At 30.5% G+C, this 25275-nt stretch carries 19 protein-coding genes and 3 tRNA genes; 13 read left to right on the plus strand and 9 right to left on the minus strand.

The window, feature by feature from the left end; genetic code table 11:
- Positions 1 to 113: 113 nt before the first annotated feature.
- Complete coding sequence (locus LY08_RS05220) at positions 114 to 4511, minus strand: translocation/assembly module TamB domain-containing protein (RefSeq protein WP_111659398.1); 4398 nt, start codon at positions 4509 to 4511, stop codon at positions 114 to 116.
- Positions 4512 to 4679: 168 nt separating this feature from the next.
- Here LY08_RS05220 and tsaD point away from each other — a divergent pair, with 168 nt between their 5' ends.
- The 8 genes from tsaD (at position 4680) to LY08_RS05260 (ending at position 11045) form a co-directional block, all read left to right on the plus strand.
- Positions 4680 to 5702 (plus strand): tRNA (adenosine(37)-N6)-threonylcarbamoyltransferase complex transferase subunit TsaD, encoded by a 1023-nt coding sequence (tsaD, locus tag LY08_RS05225; RefSeq protein WP_111659399.1) that lies wholly within the window; start codon positions 4680 to 4682, stop codon positions 5700 to 5702.
- A gap of 99 nt (positions 5703 to 5801) precedes the next feature.
- A complete protein-coding gene (locus LY08_RS05230; protein WP_111659400.1) occupies positions 5802 to 6428 on the plus strand; it encodes a peptidylprolyl isomerase in 627 nt (208 codons plus the stop codon).
- Between the two features lie 132 nt (positions 6429 to 6560).
- On the plus strand, positions 6561 to 6776 hold the full coding sequence (locus tag LY08_RS05235; RefSeq protein WP_111659401.1) for a hypothetical protein: 216 nt from the start codon (positions 6561 to 6563) through the stop codon (positions 6774 to 6776).
- An 83-nt stretch (positions 6777 to 6859) separates the two neighbouring features.
- Complete coding sequence (locus tag LY08_RS05240; protein WP_111659402.1) at positions 6860 to 7564, plus strand: 16S rRNA (uracil(1498)-N(3))-methyltransferase; 705 nt, start codon at positions 6860 to 6862, stop codon at positions 7562 to 7564.
- A 3-nt stretch (positions 7565 to 7567) separates the two neighbouring features.
- Positions 7568 to 8212, plus strand: coding sequence for a DUF4159 domain-containing protein (locus LY08_RS05245; RefSeq protein ID WP_111659403.1), 645 nt, complete (start codon positions 7568 to 7570; stop codon positions 8210 to 8212).
- A gap of 24 nt (positions 8213 to 8236) precedes the next feature.
- On the plus strand, positions 8237 to 8743 hold the full coding sequence (locus LY08_RS05250) for a TrmH family RNA methyltransferase (RefSeq protein ID WP_111659404.1): 507 nt from the start codon (positions 8237 to 8239) through the stop codon (positions 8741 to 8743).
- Between the two features lie 24 nt (positions 8744 to 8767).
- A complete protein-coding gene (locus LY08_RS05255; RefSeq protein ID WP_111659405.1) occupies positions 8768 to 9862 on the plus strand; it encodes an AI-2E family transporter in 1095 nt (364 codons plus the stop codon).
- Entirely contained in the window at positions 9855 to 11045 is a 1191-nt protein-coding gene (locus tag LY08_RS05260; RefSeq protein WP_111659406.1) for a class I SAM-dependent methyltransferase, read from the plus strand. Before LY08_RS05255 ends, LY08_RS05260 begins: the two co-directional genes overlap by 8 nt.
- Here LY08_RS05260 and LY08_RS05265 read toward each other — a convergent pair.
- The 5 genes from LY08_RS05265 to LY08_RS05285 all read right to left on the minus strand — a co-directional run bounded on the left by LY08_RS05265 (position 11042) and on the right by LY08_RS05285 (position 14083).
- The gene (locus LY08_RS05265) at positions 11042 to 11464 is read right to left on the minus strand and encodes a hypothetical protein (protein ID WP_146603199.1); all 423 of its coding nucleotides are present in this window, start codon (positions 11462 to 11464) and stop codon (positions 11042 to 11044) included. The two genes, LY08_RS05260 and LY08_RS05265, sit on opposite strands and share 4 nt — an antisense overlap.
- Before the next feature lie 200 nt (positions 11465 to 11664).
- Positions 11665 to 11738: transfer RNA gene (locus LY08_RS05270), tRNA-Arg, on the minus strand.
- 14 nt (positions 11739 to 11752) lie between these two features.
- Positions 11753 to 11827 (minus strand) — tRNA-Pro (locus LY08_RS05275).
- 32 nt (positions 11828 to 11859) lie between these two features.
- A tRNA-Ser gene (locus LY08_RS05280) sits at positions 11860 to 11948 on the minus strand.
- Positions 11949 to 12037: 89 nt separating this feature from the next.
- Entirely contained in the window at positions 12038 to 14083 is a 2046-nt protein-coding gene (locus LY08_RS05285; RefSeq protein WP_111659408.1) for an HD family phosphohydrolase, read from the minus strand.
- Positions 14084 to 14208: 125 nt separating this feature from the next.
- Here LY08_RS05285 and LY08_RS05290 point away from each other — a divergent pair, with 125 nt between their 5' ends.
- Entirely contained in the window at positions 14209 to 15387 is a 1179-nt protein-coding gene (locus LY08_RS05290; protein ID WP_111659409.1) for an acetyl-CoA C-acyltransferase, read from the plus strand.
- Between the two features lie 9 nt (positions 15388 to 15396).
- A complete protein-coding gene (locus LY08_RS05295) occupies positions 15397 to 16146 on the plus strand; it encodes a C40 family peptidase (protein WP_111659410.1) in 750 nt (249 codons plus the stop codon).
- Between the two features lie 51 nt (positions 16147 to 16197).
- On the opposite strand, the gene LY08_RS05300 is transcribed toward LY08_RS05295, so the two are convergent.
- Both LY08_RS05300 and gyrA read right to left on the minus strand, forming a co-directional pair.
- Complete coding sequence (locus LY08_RS05300) at positions 16198 to 17424, minus strand: tetratricopeptide repeat protein (RefSeq protein ID WP_111659411.1); 1227 nt, start codon at positions 17422 to 17424, stop codon at positions 16198 to 16200.
- A 24-nt stretch (positions 17425 to 17448) separates the two neighbouring features.
- The gene (gene gyrA, locus LY08_RS05305) at positions 17449 to 20004 is read right to left on the minus strand and encodes a DNA gyrase subunit A (RefSeq protein ID WP_111659412.1); all 2556 of its coding nucleotides are present in this window, start codon (positions 20002 to 20004) and stop codon (positions 17449 to 17451) included.
- 260 nt (positions 20005 to 20264) lie between these two features.
- Here gyrA and LY08_RS05310 point away from each other — a divergent pair, with 260 nt between their 5' ends.
- The 3 genes from LY08_RS05310 (at position 20265) to LY08_RS05320 (ending at position 23766) form a co-directional block, all read left to right on the plus strand.
- The gene (locus LY08_RS05310; RefSeq protein WP_111659617.1) at positions 20265 to 22820 is read left to right on the plus strand and encodes an ATP-dependent Clp protease ATP-binding subunit; all 2556 of its coding nucleotides are present in this window, start codon (positions 20265 to 20267) and stop codon (positions 22818 to 22820) included.
- Positions 22821 to 22904: 84 nt separating this feature from the next.
- Entirely contained in the window at positions 22905 to 23270 is a 366-nt protein-coding gene (locus LY08_RS05315) for a hypothetical protein (RefSeq protein WP_111659413.1), read from the plus strand.
- A 136-nt stretch (positions 23271 to 23406) separates the two neighbouring features.
- A complete protein-coding gene (locus tag LY08_RS05320; RefSeq protein ID WP_111659414.1) occupies positions 23407 to 23766 on the plus strand; it encodes a hypothetical protein in 360 nt (119 codons plus the stop codon).
- On the opposite strand, the gene hutH is transcribed toward LY08_RS05320, so the two are convergent.
- On the minus strand, positions 23763 to 25271 hold the full coding sequence (gene hutH / locus LY08_RS05325) for a histidine ammonia-lyase (protein WP_111659415.1): 1509 nt from the start codon (positions 25269 to 25271) through the stop codon (positions 23763 to 23765). The two genes, LY08_RS05320 and hutH, sit on opposite strands and share 4 nt — an antisense overlap.
- Between the last annotated feature and the right edge of the window lie 4 nt (positions 25272 to 25275).

Raw genomic sequence — 25275 nt, forward strand, 5'->3', positions numbered from 1 at the left:
ACAAGGCTTTTGCTAAAATTTAACGACATGCAAAAAACTATAACGTTTTCGTTAATAACTTAATAAAAAACAGGGTATTAAATGGTATAAAACGATAAATTATAAGTTAGAATTTACTCTTTTTTAAAACTCATATCGTCAGGAAAAGGAGAGTTATTTTCTGTGTTAGAATTAGGGTTTTCATCTTCCTGAATTTCTTGGCTTTCGTTATCTTTTTCTGGATTGAATATTTTACGTAACAGCTCACCAAACGTGTCAAAGGATACACTATATGACAAACCAACACCTTGTGTGTAACCAATTTCTTCACCGAAGTTTCTAATATTGTTTTCTCTATTAAATACTTTTGCAGTAAGTGTACCTTCTTCATTTAATAAAAAATCTACCTGAACATCTCCAGCTATAACCGAATCTCCTAAACCGCCAACCGGAACACCAACTTTTCCGTTTATTAAAACACGGTCTGAAATCTTGGTTTGTAGTGTTAATCCAACACGGTTATCTGTTTGGAAATCTGGTCGGTTTTGACCAGCTTCAAAATTTACACCAATATTAAACTTACCATCACCACTAGATAGTAGATTATTTACTAAGCCATTTAAACGCTCGGTTAATGTTCCAGTAAAGTTAATATCGTTAAGTCCACTACTAAAAGCACCAGTAGCAATTAGAAATAAAGCTTGACTTTCTTTTTCTTCTTTAGAATCTAAACGATAATCTATCTCTGATCTAATGGTCGAGCTGGTGTTAGGAAAATTAAACTCGTAATTAATTTCTGGTCTTTCTAATCGGTCTGACAACTCTAAGGTTAATTCTACAGGAATACTTCTGTTTATTGAATTGTCTAATAAAGGTGATGGATTTGCACGAGTAACGTACTTAGCCTTAATGTCAATAATAGCATCCATTGGAGGACCATTCCATGCTAAATTACTAACATAAGGTTCTACAATAAATTTTTTCTGGATAACGCCACCATATAAAAAGTTATAAACGCCTTCATACACCACAAAATCACCATACATATCAAATTTATTATTGGTGTTTATTTCAATTAACAAACCACCTACTCCTCTACCTTTAATGGTACTTCCAGAAGTTTTATCTATTAATATTTCTATTTCTGCATCTTGGGTAACATCTAATTCAAAATTTAAATCTAAACCAGTTTCAACTTCAGTCTCTAGTTCTACACCATCCTCTTGCGCTTGTTTTTCTTCTGGACTTAAAAAGTATATAATAGAATTATCACCAAAAGATTCGTTATCATTTAAAGGGATTTTAAAAATGGTTCCTTTTTTAGTTTCGCCAATAACATTAATACTTAAACTTTCTGAAGGTCCATAAATAGATGCAGATCCACCGACAAAACCGGTTCCGTAGTATAATGATTCTTCTGTTTCTTGTGTATCTAAAACTAATAAGCGTGGCGTTTCTAAATTTAAATCTAATTTCCATTTAGAAAAATTTGTATGGCTAATACTTCCATCTAACACACCTTTAGAGTTTTCTTTAGTATCTGTTATATTAATTGTATTAAAAATAAAGGATTGATTTTTTAGTGTTACAGAAGCCTTATCCTGGAAGGCATAATCAACATTTAAATAAGGAACACCCAAACCACCATTATTTATATTTAATTGGCCATTAAAGTTTGGTTTATCTAGATTGCCTATTACTTTGGCTGTTCCGTACACATCACCTCTAATATTGCTTAAAACTCCATCTAAAAAGGGATTTAATATTTGTAAACTAAAATTATTAAAGGCTAAATCTACATCAATTAAGGCATTACCATTATTGGTATTAATATTTCCTTTAGCTGTGAAAGAATTAGTGCTATCATCCTTAATTTTTGCATCTACAATGTAATTAGATAGTGTCGCGTTTCCTGTAATTTTTGCATCAAAAGACCCAAGAAACGTCTGGTTAACTTCTAAATTATCTATAGTAATTGAAGAGTTTGGTAAATAGTTACCATTTTGCTGAAGGATATCAAGTTTACCGTTAATATTTCCTGCTAAGGTTAGTTTTTCTACATCAGGAACTATTTTATTTAAGTCAACATCTTTAAAGTTGAGTTTTAAATCTTTATAGGTTGAATCCCTGACCACTCCTGCTAGTTTAATTTCTTCATTTTCATGATTCATGACTAGCTCTTCAATTTTAAAGTCTTTAAAATCTCTATCAAAAATTATTTTATTTAACTTGTTTTTGTCTTCATTTACAAACCACTTATTGTTTTTAAAGGTAACATCACTCTTTTTAAAACCTACAACAGATAAATTGTCTTTATTTATAGTGTGGTAAAAACTTAAATTAAAAATATCATTATTGCTTTTACCACCTTTAAACTCTGAACGCATAAATAATGTATCATTAAGTGTTACATTAATTAAATTAAACTTAGAAATATTGTAATGTTTGGTGTACACACTATCAACTTCTACATAAGTATTAAATAATGGATTATTATTGTCTACTTGCAATTCTATAGTTTCTGCAAAATAATCTAGTAACTTTATTTTTGGGGACTTAAAAGTAAGCTTAAACGCCTTTTCATTACTCTCTACACGCCCTTTAATAAAGGTGTTAGTACCTAATTCTACTTCTGGTAAAAAGACTTCGACTATTTTATTATAAATTTTAAAATTAAATTCTAAGTATTGGTTATCAATTGTTTGGTTGGGCACATAATTAGTATACATGCTTTTTAACGAGTTTTCAAAAAGGACATCTATATCTTTAAACTTGAAGTTTCCGTTAATTTGTCCTTCTATAATGTCTGGAGAATTTACTTTAATAAGTCTTTCATTTTCAAAAAACTCAGAGCTTATAGCAAAATCTTTAAAGACATAAGTATCATTTTCGTTTTTGTAAATTGTATTTTTAAAACTAATACTTCCTATAGCATCATCAATATTAGTCGCTTGCATTTTCATGTCTACAATACCTGTAAATTCTGACTGCTCATCTCTATTATAAAAATTTAATGCTTTAAGATTGGCATAATTTACATTAGCTACAAAGTCAAAAGTATTTATGTTTTTGGACAAATCTGCTAAACCATTAAATTCTAGCTTTAGATTTTTATCGTTTGAGACTAATTTACCATTAAACTTACGTTGCTTATACTGCCCATTAACAGCTATATTTTGATAGTTATAATTATTATATTTAATATTATAAATATCCCCTTTTAATTGTGTTGAAAGGTTTTCTTTTTTAAATCCAACACCATCCACATCTACATTTAAAGAGGTTGTACCTAACTTAGGATCGTCTAACATTTTACCTAAATTAAACTCGTCTAAAATTAAATTACCTTTATAAGATGCATAATCTATGTTACCAACATTATACATGTCTAAATTAGATTTAATAAACCCTAAATTGGTGTTTATTTCTAAATCGGCTTTGATATTGCTTGGAGTGATGTTAGAGGTACCTGTAGCGCTAAAATCACCAAGTTTATCAAATATTGAAGGAATAGACTCGCCTAACACATTTGGTAACAACGCTTTAAGGTCTTTGTAATTAGAAGATAGTTTTTGAAAATTACCATGCATTGCAAAATTATTGTCTTGGCTATTAAATAAATTTTTAAAATTAATAGTCCCTCTAATGGTGGTATTTCTATTAGTTTGAAGATCTAGGTCTTGCGTAGTTAAGTTATTTAAAGTTCCAGATATTTTAGTGCTAAAATTGGCACGCTGATTGACACCAAATTCGTTATAAAATACATTTAATTCATCCAACAACACACTTCCTTCTGTAAAATTAGCAGAAACTAAAACCTTATCTTCAAACTCTTTAAAGTCTTCTCTTGTATAATCAAAAACCAAATCACCTGTTATAAAAGATTCTTTAGTTTTTAAACTTAAATTATCAAATCTCATTTGAGTTAAGGTGTACGAAAAGTCAGATATTAAATTTTCTAATTTTAATCCACGACTATCAACAAATTGTAGAGTATTTATACGGGAAGTAACATTGCTTCCATCTATAACAAAATTGGTTCCGTTTAGATTTATTTTGTCAAACCTAAGTATTTGTGGTGTTTCTTTATTTTTATCTATTAACCTAAAAGTTCCGTTATTAATAGTGACATCGCTGGAGGATAATAAAAATTCGCTTTTATTTGTTCTAGGGTTATCATCATTAAACCTTGCAACAAATACATCTAAATTGGTATCAGTTTCTCCTTGGTATTTAACTACATTAAACACCAAATCATCAAGATTAATATCTCCTAAATTAAGTTTGCCTTCATATATGTTTTTAAAGCTAATAATTGAAGTGTTTAATTCTGAAGCACTTATTAACGTATCTTTTTTATAATCTTTAATTAACACACCCTTTAACTCGACATCACCATTAAATTGAAGTCCAACCTTTTCAATGTTAATATTAGTTTTAAATTGTTGATTTAATTTAGTGGTAGCATATTTTCCTAGACTAGTTTGTACTGCAGGAATAGATAGAATCAATACCAAAATGATGAATAGCAATAGTAGTATTGCAATTAATTTGGCGATTATTTTAAGAAACTTTTTGATACTATTAAATGGCTTAAAAAATTATTAAGAATACCTTACTTTTGTAAATACGTTAACAAATGTAATTTAGTTGTTAATCTGTACATCAAAATTAACAATTATTATGCCCAAAATTAACTAATGTCAGCACAAAATATTTATATCTTAGGAATTGAAAGCTCTTGCGATGATACAGCAGCTTCTGTAATACATAACGGAAAAATATTAAGTAACGTTATAGCCAATCAAAAAATACATGAGGAATATGGTGGTGTTGTACCAGAACTAGCCTCTAGAGCGCATCAACAAAATATTGTTCCAGTAGTAGATCAAGCTTTAAAAAAAGCAGGAATTACAAAATCGCAATTAAGCGCCATAGCCTTTACCAAAGGACCTGGATTAATGGGTAGTTTATTGGTTGGTACTTCTTTTGCAAAATCTTTAGCATTTGGACTTAATATACCATTGATAGATGTCAATCATATGCAAGCCCATATTTTAGCACATTTTATTGATGAAGAAGGTTTTGACCAACCACCTTTTCCGTTTTTGGCAATGACCATTTCGGGTGGTCACACACAAATTGTAAAAGTCAACCATTATTTTGATATGGATGTTATAGGCGAAACTATAGATGATGCTGTTGGCGAAGCATTTGATAAAAGTGGAAAACTATTAGGATTAGGTTATCCTGCAGGTCCGCAAATTGATAAACTAGCCAAAATAGGAAATCCAAAAGCCTTCAAATTTACTAAACCTAAAGTTGATGGATTAAATTTTAGTTTTTCTGGTTTTAAAACTGCAGTCTTATATTTTATTCAAAAACAAGTTAAAGAAAATCCAAATTTTATAGAAGAACACCTAAATGATATTTGTGCCTCAATCCAATATACTATCATTGGGATTTTAACCGACAAGCTTAAACTAGCCTCCAAACAAACTGGTATTACACACATTGCAATTGGAGGTGGTGTGTCAGCAAATTCTGGTATAAGACAAGCCTTAAAAGATGGCGAAACTAAGCATGGATGGACCACGTATGTGCCTAAATTTGAATTTACTACAGACAATGCTGCTATGATAGCTATTGTTGGATATTTAAAGTTTTTAGAAGGTAATTTTGCAGAGCAAAATGTAATGGCTAATTCTAGGTTAAAAATTTAAATTATAAGATTGTTAAAACCCTTGTTAATAACCTTATTTAATTTAGTTTTTTAAACTCCTTTTTTTTGTTTTTTTGTTAAAACAAATTTATTTAAAATCATGAAAACCCTACTTAAACTTACTATTTGCTTGTTAACTGCAACAACTTTAGCCCAAACGTCTATTAAAAAAGAATTAGACACTATTACAACTGTTGAACAAGCTGAGAAATTGTTAGAAACAAAAAAGTCTAGAAAAAACAAGGTTTTAATTTTTAATGAAGAAAAGCATAAAACTAAATTAGCAACAGCACTTTTAAATACTAATGTTGGTAGTATTAAAACTGTAAAAACAGAATTTAACACCACACATTATAAAGTTATAACAAAATCCGACGAAAGACATTACCGTATTAGCTACATTTATTTTGATGGTAATACGTTGGAGGCGTCTAAAATTGTAGATTATAAAAATGACATTTTAAAATCTTATGAAGATGGAATCCGGTTTGATGATTTAGCTAAACGATATTCTATGGATAGAAATGCAAAACGTGGTGGAGACTCTGGATGGCTTAAAGAAGGATCAATGCCTACTGAAGTAGAAGAACAAGCCTTTAATTTAGATAATAAATTAAATACTATTTATACGGTTAGAATACCTGAAACCAATAGCTTTTATATTATTTTAAAAACTGAAAGGATAAAAACTATTAAAGAAATTAAAGTGCTAAAAATTGTAGACTAATAAGTAACCATTTATCGATTAAAAATGCAAATCACTGCTAATCAAAGACTTAAAGTGTATTTCAACTAAATTTTATTAGTTTATTACAATAAGGTGTTATTTTTAAGTAACCAAATTTAAAATCTTTTACTTATGAAATACGTACAAATACTATTATTTGCATTAGCCTCAACTTTATTTTCTACTAATGCAGATTCAAACAAAAAAGGAAACAACAACAATAACAAAATTACAATTTGTCATATACCACCAGGAAACCCTGCAAATATGCATCAAATTACAATTAGTGTTAATGCTTTACAAGCTCATTTAGATCATGGAGATATTATCTGTGGAACTCCAGATTAACTTCTAAAAAATTTATAATTATAAAGTGCTTTCTAATAAAATAGAAAGCACTTTTTTTTTAGTTTTGTTGTAACCTTATTTTTATGCAGCTATTTTATAATCCAGACGTATTATCTAACTCAAAGCAATTTACTTTTCCAAAAGAAGAAAGTAAGCACATTGTTAAAGTACTAAGAAAACAAGTTGGTGATTTTTTAAACATTACTAATGGTAAAGGTTACCTATTTAAAGCAAAAATAACTGTAGCAGAGCAAAAAAACTGTGTGGTTAATATTATAGAAGCTAGCTTGCAAAAACCTACTAATTACAAATTACATTTAGCAGTTGCACCTACTAAAATGAATGATCGCTACGAATGGTTTTTAGAAAAAGCAACAGAGATTGGTGTGACAAGCATTACACCTATTATCTGTGATCATTCAGAAAGAAAGGTAGTAAAAACAGAACGCTTCCAAAAAATCATTCAATCTGCAATGAAGCAATCCTTAAATTGCTACTACCCTATTTTAAACAATCCAATAGCTTATAAAGACTATATCAATCAAGATTTTTCAGGCCAACAATTTATTGCTCATTGTGAAGAATTAGACAAAAAATCATTAAAATCTCAATTACAGCCAAACAAAGAAGTCACCATTTTAATTGGACCAGAAGGCGATTTTTCTGTTAAAGAAATAGAAAAAGCGATTCAAAATAAATTTATTCCTGTAACTTTGGGAGATACACGATTACGTACCGAAACTGCTGCAATAGTAGCTTGTCATAGTGTGGCATTTGTAAATGAATAAATAATGAAAAAAGCCTTTTTACTTGTTACTTTTCTATTTTGTCTTGTTTTTGTTAAAGGACAAGATTTAGCTATTTTAAAATATAAAGGTGGTGGCGATTGGTATAGTAATCCAACAGCATTACCTAATCTAATTAGGTTTTGCAACAATAATATAGATACACAAATGAATGAAAAACCTGAAACCGTTGAAGCAGGTAGTGTGGATATATTTAGGTTTCCGTTATTACACATGACAGGTCATGGTAATGTTGTTTTTGAAGAAGATGAAGTAGAAAATTTAAGAAACTACCTAGAATCTGGAGGATTTTTACACATAGACGATAACTATGGTATGCAACCCTACATTACAAAAGAGCTGAAAAAAATATTTCCAAATCAAGAGCTGCAAGAACTAGCAAATACGCATCCTATATTTAGTAGTGCGTTTGACTTTAAAGATGGACTACCAAAAATTCATGAACACGATGGTAAACGTCCACAAGCATTTGGATTATATCATAAAGAACGATTAGTAGTTTTATTTACTTTCGAGTCCGATTTAGGTGATGGTTGGGAAGATCAAGAAGTACATAATGACCCAGAAGACATTCGTCTAAAAGCTTTAAAAATGGGTGCCAATATTGTAAAATATGCTTTCGAAAATTAAGGTAAATTAAAAATTTAAACTCAAGTGCAATTAAATTACTACAACACTAATTTTAAGCAACAAACATTTCCCATTCAAATTATTTGCGAAAATGTTAGCAATGCACCTAATATTGGAAGTTTATTTAGAACATGTGATGCATTTGGTGTTAAAAAACTGGTATTCTGTGGTAGTGATATTCCTTTAGGTCGTAAAATGACCAAAACCTCTCGTGCGACTGAAAAGATTGTAAATTATGAGGTCAGAGAATCATCTTTAGAGTTAATTAAAACTTTAAAATCAGAAGGCTATACTGTTATTTCTTTAGAAATAACAACAAACAGTCAAGCTCTACATGATTTTAAAATAGTAAATAATTCTCCTATAGCATTAGTTGTAGGTGACGAAAACTTCGGAGTCTCTGAAGAGGTTTTAAAATTAAGTCATCACATTATACATATTGATATGTTTGGACATAATAGTAGTATGAATGTTGTGCAAGCAACCAGCATTGCTCTTTATGAAATAACTAAGCAGTTATCAATTAAATAAAATTCAAAATTTTATATTTACATCATGACATCAAAAACGATCTCTAATGGAATCCTTCGTGCAGTATCAATAATTGTTGGTATAGCTATACTGTTATGGTTTTTGTATAAAATACAATCTGTAATAGTTTATTTAGTCATAGCTGGAATAATTTCGCTTTTGGGTAGACCTATTGTTGTGCTTTTAAAAAGTAAATTTAAATTTCCTGATACACTTGCGGTAGTTACTACTATGCTTGTATTTTTAATAATTATTTTTGGGATTATAAGCTTGTTTATCCCTTTAATTATTGAACAAGGTCAGAATTTATCATTATTAGATATTGATACTTTACAAGCCAATATTGAAAACTTATACAAAGAAGGTATTAGTCATTTTGGGTTAAATACCAATGAGGTGGAACAATCTATAAAAGATTCTAAATACATGTCAAAAATTAATTTTGGTATTATACCAGATTTTGTCAATGCAATAATTAGCGGATTTGGAAGCTTTAGTATAGGCTTGTTTTCTGTATTGTTTATCTCTTTTTTCTTTTTAAAAGATAGCAAAATCATGAGCTCTGGAATACTATCTATTTTACCTAAAAAACATGATAAGAGATTACGAAAATCTTTTGTTACTATTCGTGATTTGCTAACCAGATATTTTGGTGGTTTATTATTACAACTAACTATTTTATTTGTCATTTACACAGTAATTCTATTAATTTTTGGGATAGAAAACGCTGTTATTATAGCTACGCTTTGTGCATTATTAAATATTATTCCATACGTTGGACCAATAATTAGTGCATTTGTACTAATATTATTAAGCATGTCGAGTAATTTAGGACAAAGCTTTAGTGACGTCATATTACCTAAAACATTATATGTCATGTTTGGTTTTATGGTAGCGCAATTAGTAGACAATTTTTTTAGTCAACCATTAATATTTTCAAAAAGTGTAAAATCAGATCCATTAGAAATATTTTTAGTAATAATAATTGCTGGTTTATTATTTGGTATAGTGGGTATGATTGTAGCAATTCCTGCTTATACAGCATTAAAAGTTATAGCTAAAGAGTTTTTATCAGAGTATCGAGTTGTAAATAAATTGACGGAAGGATTAGATGATTAGTTTTAATAAAACTATATTAAATAAAGGCATACAACGCTTTATTGCTGAAAATTTAAACAATAACATTTCAGAATTAGTATTAAAAGGCATTCCTTTTCCTAAAGAAATTCAGCAAGACATTTTAAATCAAATCGAATCTAAAAATAAGTCTAAAAAAAAACTTCCAACATGGTTTAATACTCAAGGCATATATTTTCCTTCAAAACTTAATATAGAGCAAACCTCTTCAGAAACTACTGCAAAATATAAGTCTAACTTGATCTCTGGTCATTCATTAATAGACTTAACAGGTGGTTTTGGTGTAGATGCTTACTATTTTTCTAAACATTTCAAACAAGTTATTCATTGCGAGTTAAACCAAGAATTATCACAAATAGTAAAACATAATGCATCTATTTTAAATACCCCTAATCTGACGTTTTATCCAGAAAACGGTTTAGATATCTTAAAAAAATTAGACCAACCTTTTGACTGGATTTATATAGACCCATCCAGACGAAACGACGCAAAAGGAAAAGTTTTTCTTTTAAATGACTGTTTACCTAATGTTCCAGAACATTTGGATTTGTTGTTTAGTTATTCTAAAAATATAATGATTAAAACTTCGCCTTTATTAGATATTTCTTCAGGGTTAAATGAATTAAGCCATGTCAAAACCATCCACTGTGTAGCAGTAAATAATGAGGTTAAGGAGTTATTATGGATATTAGAGGCTAATTTTAATGGTCAAGTTACTATTAAAACGGTTGACATTAAAAGTGATAAGTACAATAGTTTTAAATTTATATACGAAGAAGAGAAAGTTACTGAAGCAGACTATAGTTTACCCTTAACCTATTTATACGAACCCAATAGTGCAATTTTAAAATCTGGAGCATTTGATACAATATCTAAAAAATTAGACATTTTTAAATTACATAAACACTCTCATTTATATACAAGTGATAAAAAAGTTGAATTTCCAGGAAGACATTTTAAAATAGAAACCGTTATACCCTACAATAAAAAATCTTACAATAAATATATAGCTTTAAAGCAAGCCAATATTACTACTAGAAATTTTCCAGAATCAGTTAATCAAATAAGAAACAAGCTTAAAATAAAAGAAGGTGGTAAAAACTATTTGTTTTTTACCACCAATCTTGATAATTTTAAAATTATTATATGTTGTACTAAAAATTAATTTACTGTCTGAACAATTGGAACTTCAACAGAATTTGAAGAGTTAACAATTATTTCTACCTCAGTACAAGTATTCATATCTAATACAACTTTACTATCAGATACACCTGTTGAAGCACTTTCAATACTAAAAGTAGTTTCTCCGTCATTAAAAGTCAACCAAGATGAGCTTCCACCAGGAATGATATCTTGTTCTTGAATAATGTTAGAATTAGAATCTATAATTTTAAATGTAAAATTTACCGAACCGTTATTTACTAGTTTTGATTGCGGATTTTGATTACTACAAGACTGATAGGCTTGAGCAACTTCTGGAGTTGTTGTGCTCTGATTATAAGAATCATCTAAAGATTCTGTAGTACAACTAGAAGCAATAAAAATTAGGCATAAAAATGCCGAGAATTTAAGTAGGTTATTCATTTTTTTAAAATTTAAAACTTGACGCGTCAAGCTATTTGGGATTGCAAAAGTAGTAATTTATTCCAAACCATCTACAAAAAGTTTATTTATTCGATGAAATGCACACTTTTTTAGTGTATTTTGAAGTAAATAGTTGATTATCAGCGTTTTTATTTAAATACAAAAAACAAAAAAGCTTCACTAAATAGTGAAGCTTTAAGTGAGCCCTGAAGGATTCGAACCTTCGACCGCCTCCTTAGAAGGGAGGTGCTCTATCCAGCTGAGCTAAGAGCCCTTAACTCTGTAAAGTCGGGGTGGCAGGATTCGAACCTGCGACCTCCGCGTCCCAAACGCGGCGCGATAACCGGGCTACGCTACACCCCGAAAAAGGTTATCAATTATAAAAAAATGATTAGCGGAGAGACAGGGATTCGAACCCTGGGTAAGTGTTTCCACCTACGACGATTTAGCAAACCGCTCCTTTCGGCCACTCAGGCACCTCTCCAATTATTATGAACATTGCAATAAATTGCGGATGCAAATGTAACATATCATCCTAAATAACACAACAAATTTATTTACTTTTTTAAATTTTTATTCTGGATATTCTATTCTTAAGTGGTAAATATTTGCAAGCTTGCGTTTTAGCACTTTTTTTATAGATTCAATTTCTTTAAATGTAATATTAGCATTCAAGAATTGTCCATCATCTTTTTGCTTATTAATGATATTTTCTACAAAATTATCAATTTTACTAGAGGTTGGTTCTTTTAAACTCTTAGAGGCTGCTTCAACACTATCGCACATCATTAATATTGCAGTTTCTTTACTAAAAGGTTTCGGTCCTGGGTAAGTAAAGTCGTTAATATCAACATCTTCATTATTAGCCTTTTCTTTCATATAGAAGTAATATACTTGGCTTGTACCATGATGTGTTCTAATAAAATCTACAACACGATCTGGTAAATTATTCTTTTTGGCTATTTCAATTCCATCAATAACATGATTAATTATAATTTTAGCGCTTTCTTTTGGAGATAATTCATCATGACTATTTAATCCAGACGATTGGTTTTCTGTAAAATAAGTTGGCGATTTCATTTTGCCAATATCATGATACAACGCTCCTACTCTAACTAACATAGCATTAGCATTAATTTCATTTGCAGATGCTTCAGCTAAATTAGCCACGTTTAAAGAATGATGAAACGTTCCTGGAGCTTTATTTGATAGCTCTTTAAGTAATTTTGAGTTTGTATCCGATAGTTCTAAGAGTGAGACATCAGAAACCAAACCAAAAAGTTTTTCATATATATATATTAATGGTTGCACAAACAATGTTGCTAAACCACATAATACAAACAACCCAAATGTTTCCCATTTTAAATTATCAATACTAGCTTCGTGTATTACAAAAAACGCGAAATAGGCAATAATGTAAACCAAGGTGATTTGACCAACAGAAATAAATAGGTTAGCACGTTTATATAGTTCTGATATGGTTAAAATGGTTACAATCCCAGCTATAATTTGTAAAAACATATACTCATAACTATTAGGTACAATAGAGCCTAATAATAAAACTGTTATAACGTGAGTAAATAAACCTAATCTTGCATCAAAAAATGCTTTTAATACTAATGGTAAAATAGCTATGGGTACTAAATACACATACTCGGAATTGTAATTAACTACCAACGATGTTAATAATACAATTACCAAAATATTGAAAAATATAAAAGTGACTTTAGTGTTGTTTTTATAGACATCTAACCTATATTTTCTTATAAATAATAATAACATTAATAGTGCTAATGCCACTAATACAGTGTAAGCTAAAACTATCCAGTTGTAATTAGATTTACTCCATACCTGCGACTCATACTCTTTAGAAAGAGAAGTAAGAATTTGATATTTTTCGTCATTAACTACCTCTCCTTTTGATATAATTAGCGTCCCTTTATCTACAACTCCTCGATTTTGAGATATTTTATCTAAAGCTTCTTTAAGCACATTTTCTGTTAACTGTTTATTATAGTTAAGATCAGATTTTATGATATCAAAAAAAAGTGTGGTTAAACTATTAGAATAACGCTCTAAATAAGTACTTTGAAGTTCTTTTTCTATCTTAATTTTAATAGTACCAAGTTTTTGTAAGTTTGAAAATTTTGTGGTCTTTTTCTCTACATTATCTACTAAAATAACAACCTTGTCATCTTCATTTAAATTTAAGTCTTCATTTAAGATTCCATATTGATACAATTCATTTAAAATGCTTAATCCTTTTGTTTTTAAATCATTATAGTTTTTTAAAGTATCTTTAAAAACTGTATTAAACGATTGTTCGTAATCAAATTTTACTTTTGCTTCTACTTCTTCATTTTTATTAAAAAAATGAGTGGTTTGAGACTCTATTAAAGCTTTTTCTTTGTCTAGCTCTGCATTAGATTTTTTAATAGCAAAATTAAAAGGTGCATACAGATTTTCGGTTTGCCAAAGCTTACCCTTTTCAAAATTCTTATACTTAAACCGTCCGCTTTTAGGAAAAATAAACACTATTAATAAAGTGGTTACTACAAATAGTAATATTTTATAAAATTGTGAATGATTTTTATAGATGGAGTTAATGTAGTCTTTCATGCTTAAAACTAGTGTTTTTCAAATGTAATAAATTATAATTCTACTATTTACTTATAAAGCTAAGTTTAGTCTAAATTTTGGTAAAAAATTAGTAATTTCGTGCTTTAATAAAATGACTTATAATTATGAGCAAAAAAGTGGTTATTGTCTCTGCTGCAAGAACACCAATTGGAAGCTTCTTAGGTGCTTTAAGCACCATTCCAGCTCCAAAACTAGGTGCTATTGCTATCAAAGGAGCCTTAGATAAAATAAATTTAAAACCTGAATTAGTACAAGAAGTATTAATGGGTAATGTTGTACAAGCAGGTACAGGACAAGCTCCTGCAAGGCAAGCAGCTATTTATGCTGGAATACCTAATACAGTCCCTTGTACAACAATAAATAAAGTTTGTGCTTCTGGTATGAAAACAGTAATGCAAGCTGCACAAAGTATTGCATTAGGAGATGCAGATATTATAGTTGCTGGAGGTATGGAAAACATGAGTATGATACCTCATTATTTGTATGCTAGAACAGGTACAAAATTTGGTCCAACTACATTAGTAGATGGAATGCAAAAAGATGGTCTAGTTGATGCTTATGACCAAAATGCAATGGGTGTTTGTGCAGATGCTTGTGCAACAGAGTATCAATTTTCTAGAGAAGATCAAGATGCATTTGCTATACAGTCTTATAACAGGTCTGCTGCAGCTTGGGAAGCGGGAAATTTTGATAATGAAGTTGTCCCAGTAGAAGTACCACAAAGACGTGGTGAACCAATAATTGTAAGTAAAGATGAAGAGTATACTAACGTTAAAATAGATAAAATACCAAACTTACGTCCTGCTTTTACTAAAGATGGAACTGTTACTGCAGCTAATGCATCAACTATTAACGATGGTGCTGGTGCTATGGTATTAATGAGTGAAGAAAAAGCTAAAGAGTTAGGATTAAAACCATTAGCTTACATTAAAAGTTATGCAGATGCTGCACAAGAACCAGAATGGTTTACTACTGCTCCTGCTAAAGCATTACCGCTAGCTCTAAATAAAGCTGGAATAAGTATTGAAGATGTTGATTATTTTGAATTTAACGAAGCCTTCTCTGTTGTTGGTTTAGCCAACATGAAAATTTTAGGGTTAAATGATTCTAATGTTAACGTCAATGGTGGTGCTGTATCCTTAGGACATCCACTAGGATGTTCTGGAGTAAGAATACTAATTACCTTACTTAATGTGCTAGAACAAAATAATGCAAATATAGGTGCAGCTGCTATCTGTAATGGTGGTGGTGGTGCATCTGCTGTAGTTATTGAACGTTACTAAATACAGCTAATGCGGTACGGAATCTGTAATTTAAGTATTGTCCCTTTAAGGCTTGAGACTTCGGATACTAGCGAGTTAATCTCGCAAGTTCTTTATGGTGATATATTTAAAATTTTAGAACAACGTAAACAATGGAGTAAAATTAGGCTAGCTTTTGATAAATATGAAGGCTGGATTGACAATAAACAATTTGTTGAAATTACAGAAGAAGATTATAAAGATTTAAAAAATAAATCGCCTTTATTGTCTTCGGATTTAGTAGAGTTTGTTCAAGACCAAAATAATCAATTATATACTGTTGTTTTAGGATCTACCCTAAATGGATTAGAATTATTAGGTCATGCTTTTGAAGGTGCAACTATTGAGGCTAAAACCAATAAAAACGAAATAATCTCTACAGCATTTAAATATCTAAACTCCCCTTATCTTTGGGGAGGTAAAACACCTTTTGGTATTGATTGTAGTGGGTTTACTCAAATGGTTTATAAACTGTGTGGATTTAAATTATTTAGAGATGCCTCACAACAGGCTACTCAAGGGGAAGCTTTAAGTTTTATTGAAGAAAGTGAACCTGGGGATTTAGCATTTTTTGATAATAATGAAGGACATATTATACATGTCGGTATAATTATGCAAGATAATTATATTATACATGCTCATGGAAAAGTTAGAATAGATCGACTAGACCATACAGGAATTTATAATGTCGATAAACGTTTACACACGCACAAACTTAGAGTTATTAAAAAAATTATTTAAAAAAAAAGCCTTCAAAAATTGAAGGCTTTTTTTTATGAAAGAATTTAATGTTTAATTAAACTTCTCTCTTAATGTTTTGGCTTTAGCATCTTCACCAATAGCACCATAAATATTAGCTAAGGTAATTCCTATTTCTTTATTAGGATCAATTTCTAAAACTCTCTCTAAATAAGGTATAGCTTCATTATAAATATCTAACCTTTTGTTTTTAAGTTCATCATACTTTCTATTATCTGCAGCAGAAGTACCTAATGCATTCATTTGGTCAATTATATTCTGCTCATCTGCAAGAATTAATGCTGCAAGATTAGTTAATGCGTTTGTGTTTTTAGGGTTAATTTCTAAAGATTTATTGTAATAGCTTTTTGCTTTTTTAGCATTTCCAGCACTGGCAGCTAACACAGCTAAATTATATAATAGATCTGGGTTGTTAGGATCTTTAGATAATGCTTCGTTAATCAACTCTTCATACTTAGCAGTATTACCTAACTTATATTGTAAATTAGCTTCTGTTACTAATAAATTAGAATCTTCTGGATTAGTTTCTCTTGCCTTTTTCATGTAAGCAAGTGCTTTATCTGTTTCACCTTTATTAGCATATATAATTACAATGTTTTTTGTAATTTCTGCTTCTCTAGATTCTGTCATTCTTTCACCAGGATTAGTATGTGTTTTTAATCTTACATAATTATCTCTAGTTGCTTTGTCCATAACTTCTTCTTCTCCTGTAGCAGAGTTAGTAGCAAAATATTCTTTTTCTACACCAGTATAATCTAAATCGTCAAGCATAATGTAATATTTTAATGCACCATCCATATCTTGTGCATTTATAGAACTTACTGCTGCATAATATAAATAAGAAGGATCTGATTTATTTACATTGTATAGGTTTTCAAAACCAACTGCTGCTTTGTCAAACTGCTTTGAAGTGTAAAATTCGTTAGCTTTTTTAAGTAAATCATTTTCGATTTCTCTTTTTAATTGACTAGCTACAGCAGAATTTCCAGAAACATTCCCAAGAGCTTCTACCGCTTTAGTGATATCACTATAATTAGCAGTACCATTTGCAAAATATGCGTTTGCTGCTCCTAAATAATATTTATCTTTTAATTTGTCATCCATTGAACCAACCATAGATTCAAGTTGAACTACTAAAGCTTTTGCTTCAGCATAATTGTTGCTTTTTACTGCTTTTTCTAGTGCTTTAATTTCTTTTTTTTGTGCAAAAGAAAATACTGTTACAAGTAATGCTATCGCAAGTATTAATTGTTTTTTCATTATTAGTTTTTTTTAAAGTTAATGTTATTCTTCTTCTGTATTATCAATAGTTGTGCCAGCTTCAGAATTGTTAGTGTTTTCAAGGTTTCCTACAATGTTGTCTATATCTTCTTCTTCATCGTCTTTCATTACTTTAGCGACAGCAGCTATAGAATCGTTTCCTTTTAAATTAATTAATTTTACTCCTTGAGTAGCTCTTCCCATGGTACGTAAACTCTCTACTGCCATACGAATTGCTATTCCAGACTTATTGATAATCATTAAATCATCTGTATCTGTTACAGATTTTATAGACACCAAATTACCTGTTTTTTCAGATATTGATATTGTTTTTACACCCTTACCACCTCTGTTGGTAATTCTGTAAACAGCTTCTCCATCTTCTGGATCGTCAATATAAGTACGTTTTCCATATCCATTTTCAGATACTACTAGAACCGTTTCTTCTTGAGGGTTTTCAATAGTAACCATTCCAATTACTTCATCTTTTGCATTGGCAAGTGTAATACCTCTTACACCAGATGCGTTTCTACCCATTGGTCTAGTTTTAGCTTCTTCAAATCTAATAGCTTTACCAGATTTAAGTGCTAACATTACTTGACTGTTTCCTGTAGTTAATTTAGCTTCAAGTAATTCGTCTCCATCTTTAATAGTAATAGCATTAATACCATTAGTTCTAGGTCTAGAATACTGTTCTAAAGATGTCTTTTTAACTTGACCTTTTTTGGTTGCCATAATGACATAGTGGCTATTGATGTAATCTTCATCTTTTAAATCTTGAGTACATATAAATGCCATCACTTTGTCATCCTGCTCAATATTAATAAGGTTTTGAATTGCTCTTCCTTTTGAAGTTTTGCTTCCTTCTGGGATTTCGTAAACACGCATCCAGAAACATTTTCCTTTTTGAGTAAAGAATAACATGTATTGGTGGTTTGTACCAACAAATAAATGTTCTAAGAAATCTTCATTTCTTGTAGTTGAAGCTTTTTGACCAACGCCTCCTCTATTTTGTGTTTTGTATTCTGTTAAAGAGGTACGTTTAATATAACCTGCATGCGAAATAGTAATTACTACTTGCTCATCCGGAATCATATCTTCTATACTCAAGTCGCCACCTGCATATTCTATTTGAGAACGACGCTCGTCACCATATTTGTCTTTTACAACTAAAAGCTCGTCCTTAATGATTTGCATTCTACGCTCCTTTTTGTCAAGAATATCTTTAAGGTCTTCAATAGTTTTCATGATTTCTTCATACTCACTACGTAGCTTATCTTGCTCTAATCCAGTAAGCTGTCTTAATCGCATTTCTACGATAGCTTTTGCTTGAATTTCGCTTAATTTAAATCTTTCGATTAAATTAGTACGTGCTTCATCTGCATTAGAAGAGGCTCTAATAATTTTAATTACTTCATCAATATTATCTGAAGCTATAATAAGTCCTTCTAAGATATGTGCACGTTCTTCTGCTTTACGTAACTCGTAAGTAGTTCGTCTAACAACTACATCATGTCTATGCTCTACAAAATAATGTATTAATTGCTTAACATTTAATAATTCTGGACGACCATTTACTAATGCAATATTATTAACACTAAAAGACGATTGTAAAGCGGTATACTTATACAATTTGTTAAGTACGATATTTGGAATAGCATCACGTTTTAGCACGTAAACAATTCGCATACCATTACGGTCAGATTCGTCTCGAATAGTAGATATACCCTCTAATTTTTTATCGTTAACCAAATCTGCAGTTTTCTTAATCATATCTGCTTTATTGACTTGATAAGGTATTTCTTCTACAATAATACACTCACGTCCTTGTACTTCTTCAATATTGGCTTTAGCACGCATAACAATACGCCCTCTTCCTGTATGAAAAGCTTCTTTTACACCATCATATCCATATATAGTTCCTCCAGTTGGAAAATCTGGAGCTTTAATATGTGTAATGATTTCGTCAATTTCGATATCAGGATTATCAATATACGCAATGGTTCCATCCACTACTTCAGATAAATTGTGAGGTGGCATATTAGTTGCCATACCTACTGCAATACCAGATGCACCATTAATTAATAAACCAGGAATACGTGTTGGTAACACTGTTGGTTCTTCTAAAGTATCATCAAAATTTAATTTGTGGTCTACAGTTTCTTTATCAATATCTGCCAACATGTCTTCAGATATTTTACGCATACGTGCTTCTGTATAACGCATTGCTGCAGGGCTATCACCATCTACAGATCCAAAGTTTCCTTGACCATCGACTAACATATAACGCAAACTCCACTCTTGAGCCATACGTACCATTGTATCATAAACTGAGGTATCACCATGTGGGTGATACTTACCTAAAACTTCTCCAACTATTCTTGCTGATTTTTTGTGTGCCGAATTTGCTCTAACACCCAGTTCATGCATACCATAAAGTACGCGTCTATGTACTGGTTTTAAACCATCTCTTACATCTGGTAAAGCACGTGACACAATGACTGACATAGAATAATCTATGTAAGCCGATTTCATTTCATCTTCAATGTTAATTGGAATGAGTTTTTCTCCTTCTGCCATATATAAATTTAATTAGTTTTATTCATTATTTCAAAACACGCTAATATAAAACTTTCATTAGTAACGGTAAGCCTTTTAAGTCTGTTTTTTGATGTTTTTTATTAACAATTTGCCCCCCTTTTTTAGTTAATAACTCTATTGCTAATTATTTTGAATTTATCATTACATTCAAACCGCAAATAATTAACATATTATTTAAGGTATAGTTTTTGCCATTACTAATAATGTTTACTATTTTTAAAGCTGAAAGGAATAAATATATGGATGATAATTTTTCACCAAGAGTAAAAGATGTTATAGCCTATAGTAAAGAGGAAGCGTTACGCTTAGGACACGACTTTATAGGTACAGAACACTTGATGCTTGGTTTATTAAGAGACGGAAACGGAAAAGCAATAAATATTTTAAATGCGTTGGATATTGATTTGAATCATTTAAGACGAAAGGTTGAAATATTAAGCCCTGCTAATCCTAATACTACTATAACTTCTAACGAAAAGAAAAACTTGCACTTAACGCGACAAGCAGAACGTGCTTTAAAAACAACTTTTTTAGAAGCTAAACTATTTCAAAGTACTTCAATAAATACTGCACATTTATTATTATGTATTTTAAGAAATGAAAACGACCCTACTACAAAACTTTTAAATAAGCTTAAAGTAGATTATGACAATGTTAAAGAACAATTTAAGTCTATGATAACAAACGACGATAATTTTGAAGATATTACAGGATCTCCTAAAGCAGAATCTTTTCAAGATGACCCTGCTTCTGAGGATTCCGGTTCTAAAGATATATTTAATACACCTGGATCTAAAGGCAACAAAAAATCTAAAACACCTGTTTTAGATAATTTTGGACGCGACTTAACAGCTATGGCTGAAGAAGGTAAACTAGATCCTGTGGTAGGACGTGAAAAAGAAATTGAGCGTGTCTCACAAGTCTTGTCTCGTCGTAAGAAAAACAATCCATTACTAATTGGAGAGCCTGGAGTTGGTAAATCTGCAATTGCAGAAGGGCTAGCAAATCGTATTGTTAGTAAAAAGGTATCACGTATTTTATTTAATAAACGTGTTGTGACTCTAGATTTAGCAAGTTTAGTAGCTGGTACTAAATATAGAGGACAGTTTGAAGAGCGTATGAAAGCTGTGATGAACGAACTAGAAAAAAATGATGATGTCATTTTATTTATAGACGAAATTCATACCATTGTTGGTGCTGGAGGAGCAACTGGTAGTTTAGATGCGTCCAATATGTTTAAACCTGCTCTAGCAAGAGGTGAAATACAATGTATTGGTGCCACTACATTAGATGAATACAGACAGTACATCGAAAAAGATGGCGCTTTAGAGCGTCGTTTCCAGAAAGTTATTGTAGAACCTACAACTGTAGAGGAAACAATAGAAATCTTAAACAATATTAAAGCTAAATACGAAGATCACCATAACGTAGAGTATACAGATGAAGCTATTGAAGCTTGTGTCAAGTTAACCAATCGTTACATGACGGAGCGTTTTCTTCCAGACAAAGCTATTGATGCATTAGATGAAGCTGGTTCTAGAGTACACATCACTAATATAGATGTTCCTAAACAAATTATAGAATTAGAGAAAAAACTTGAAGGTGTTCGCGAGACTAAAAACTCTGTAGTTAAAAAACAAAAATACGAAGAAGCTGCACGTTTACGCGATGATGAAAAACGTTTAGAAAAAGAATTAGCTATCGCACAAGAAAAGTGGGAAGAAGACACTAAACAACATAAAGAAACTGTAACTGAAGATAATGTTGCTGATGTGGTAAGTATGATGACAGGTGTCCCTGTTAACAGAATTGCACAAACAGAAAGTAACAAATTAGCACAATTACCAGAACTTATTAAAGGTAAAGTAATTGGTCAAGATGAAGCTGTAGCTAAAGTAGTAAAAGCCATACAACGTAATCGTGCTGGACTTAAAGATCCTAATAAGCCAATTGGGTCATTTATCTTTTTAGGGCAAACAGGAGTTGGTAAAACTCAGTTAGCTAAGGTGTTATCAAAACAATTGTTTGATAGCGAAGATTCTCTAGTGCGTATAGACATGAGTGAGTACATGGAGAAGTTTGCGATTTCTAGATTAGTTGGAGCACCTCCAGGATACGTTGGTTATGAAGAAGGTGGACAATTAACAGAAAAAGTACGTCGTAAACCTTATGCTGTAATCTTATTAGATGAGATTGAAAAAGCACATCCTGATGTATTTAATATGTTATTACAAGTTTTAGATGATGGCTTTTTAACAGATAGTCTAGGTCGTAAAATTGACTTTAGAAACACTATCATTATAATGACCTCAAATATTGGAGCACGTAAGCTTAAAGATTTTGGTACTGGAATTGGGTTTGGGACAGCATCTCAAAAATCTCAAGAAGATGCCAATGCAAGAAGTGTCATTGAAAATGCACTTAAAAAATCTTTTGCACCAGAATTTTTAAATAGAATTGATGATGTAATAGTTTTCAATGCTCTTGAAAAAGAAGATATCAATAAAATTATTGATATTGAATTAGATAAATTATTAGGTAGAATTGATGGCTTAGGTTATAAACTTAAATTGACAAAAGCTGCTAAAGATTTTATTGCAGAAAAAGGATTTGACAAACAATATGGTGCAAGACCATTAAAACGTGCTATTCAAAAATATATTGAAGATGCTTTAGCGGAAGAAATAATTACTTCTAAATTACAAGAAGGCGATAAAATAGTAATGGATTTAGATAAAAAAAATAGTGAAATTACTATTAAAATTGAAAAATCAGAAAAGCCAACAGAATCTTAGAACTTTTAATATTTTAAGATTTGTTAATTTAAAAAAGCTTCACTAAATTAAGTGAAGCTTTTTTATTTGAATTTAATAGATTGTATGTATACTAAAACAGAGCTTTCTTTTTGTACTCTTCTTGCAAAAGACCATATATTAATTGCAGAAATTAATGAAGGTGTCAATTTGGACAAAAAATTGTCTGATGAGATTATTTATTTTTCTTCTGTTGCTTTTAATAATAAACCATTTGTATATATAACCAATCGTATTAACTCTTATTCTGTAGATCCTACAATTTATAAAGACGTTTCAAAAATTGATCTACTAAAAGGGTTTGCAGTAGTTTCTAAAACACTTTCTGCTAGAAATGCAGAAATTGAGCGTCTATTTTTAAAAAAACCATTTGAAATTTTTAGAGAGTTGAATAAAGCAGAGTTATGGGCAAAATCCATTTTAGAGCGCTAAAACACTAAAAATAAGCACATTAACTCTTTATGTCGTAAAAAAATTACAACTTATCGATTAATAACATTTCCTAGTACGCTTCAGTTTTTTAACGAACTTTTTTATTTATTTTTGCAGAAAATTTCAAATAATTATAATGATAAAAACTCTTGAAACCTGCTCTTTAGAATTTTTTGAAAATTATGTAGTTTCAACAATTTATGAGGGTGTAATTTTCGGAAAAAAAGAAAGTCAAGTTCAAACCAAAGAAATTCTAGAAGTGTTTAAAAACAAGCCATTTGTTTACATTTCTAATAGGATAAACTCTTACTCAGTAGATCCAATTATCTATCTAAAAACTTCTAAAATTGCTAGCTTAGCTGGTTTTGCTATAGTCTCTAAATCGCTTTCTGCTAGAAATGCAGAAGTAGAAAGCTTGTTTTTAAATAAACCGTTTGAGATTTTTGACACCTTAGAAGAAGCCAAATCTTGGGCTAATTCATTATTAAATAGCTAAAACATTTCTTCAGTATCAACTTCAATAGTTTTAATAAATGCTATAGAAGCTTCAATATCATCATGTAAAATTTCATCTTCCTTAATAAAAGGTACAATTTGACGATAACTTGATAAAAATTGTTCTATAAAAGGACTAGATTTTAAAGGTGACCTAAAGGCTAACGCTTGTGAAGCATTAAACAATTCTATTGCTAAAACACGCTCTACATTATTAATTAATGTATAAGCTTGTGTTGCTGCATTGGCACCCATACTAACGTGATCTTCTTGCCCATTACTTGATACAATACTATCTATAGATGCAGGTGTAGCTAGTTGTTTGTTAGCACTTACTATACTTGCAGCTGTGTATTGCGGAATCATAAAACCAGAATTAAGTCCAGGATTATCTACTAAAAATGCTGGCAACCCTCTTAATCCAGATACTAATTGAAATACACGACGTTCAGAAATATTACCTAATTCTGCTATAGCAATTTTTAAATAGTCTAATGCTAAAGCTAAAGGTTGACCATGAAAATTTCCTCCAGAAATAATTTCATCCTCTTTTGCAAAAATATTTGGGTTATCAGTAACCGAATTAATTTCCGTTACAAAAGTCTTTCGTACAAATTCTATTGTGTCTTTTGTTGCACCATGAACTTGCGGAATACATCTAAAACTATACGGATCTTGTACGTGCTGTTTTTCTTGGTTTATAATTTCACTTCCTTCTAAAAACTCGCTTACACGTGCTGCAGTTTTTAACTGCCCATTGTGTGGTCTAACTAAATGAATTAATTGATTAAATGGCTCAATCCTACCATCAAATGCATCAATGGATACACTTCCAATTAAATCTGCCAAATAAGATAATTTATACGATTTTAATAGTAAAAAAGTACCATAAGCACTCATAAATTGAGTACCATTTAATAATGCCAACCCTTCTTTAGATTGTAATGTTATGGGTTGCCAATTAAAGTGCTTTAAAACATCTTCTGCATCTAAAACAGCGTCTTTAAAATACACTTTACCTTTTCCAATTAATGGTAAAGACAAATGTGCTAAAGGTGCTAAGTCTCCTGATGCTCCAAGCGACCCTTGTGTGTAAACCAAGGGTAAAATATCGTTATTATAAAAATCTATTAATCGTTGTACAGTTTGCAATTGCACACCAGAATGCCCATAACTTAAGGATTGAATTTTTAACAACAACATCAATTTAACAATCTCGTTTGGTACTAAATCTCCAGTCCCACAAGCATGAGACATCATTAAGTTTTCTTGTAGTTTTGTTAGGTTTTCTTTAGATATCTTAACATTATATAAAGATCCAAAACCAGTATTAATACCGTAAATAGGTCTTGTTTCTGCTTTTAGTTTTTCATCTAAATACAATCTACAGCTCTTAATTTTCTCAACAGATTCATCAGATAATTTTAATTGCTTCTGCTCTAAAATTATTGTATGGATAATTTCCAAATCTAATGGCTTTGTGGATATGATATGTGTAGAATTCATGTTG

Source organism: Olleya aquimaris, from assembly GCF_003259525.1.
GTDB classification, from domain to species: Bacteria; Bacteroidota; Bacteroidia; order Flavobacteriales; family Flavobacteriaceae; genus Olleya; species Olleya aquimaris.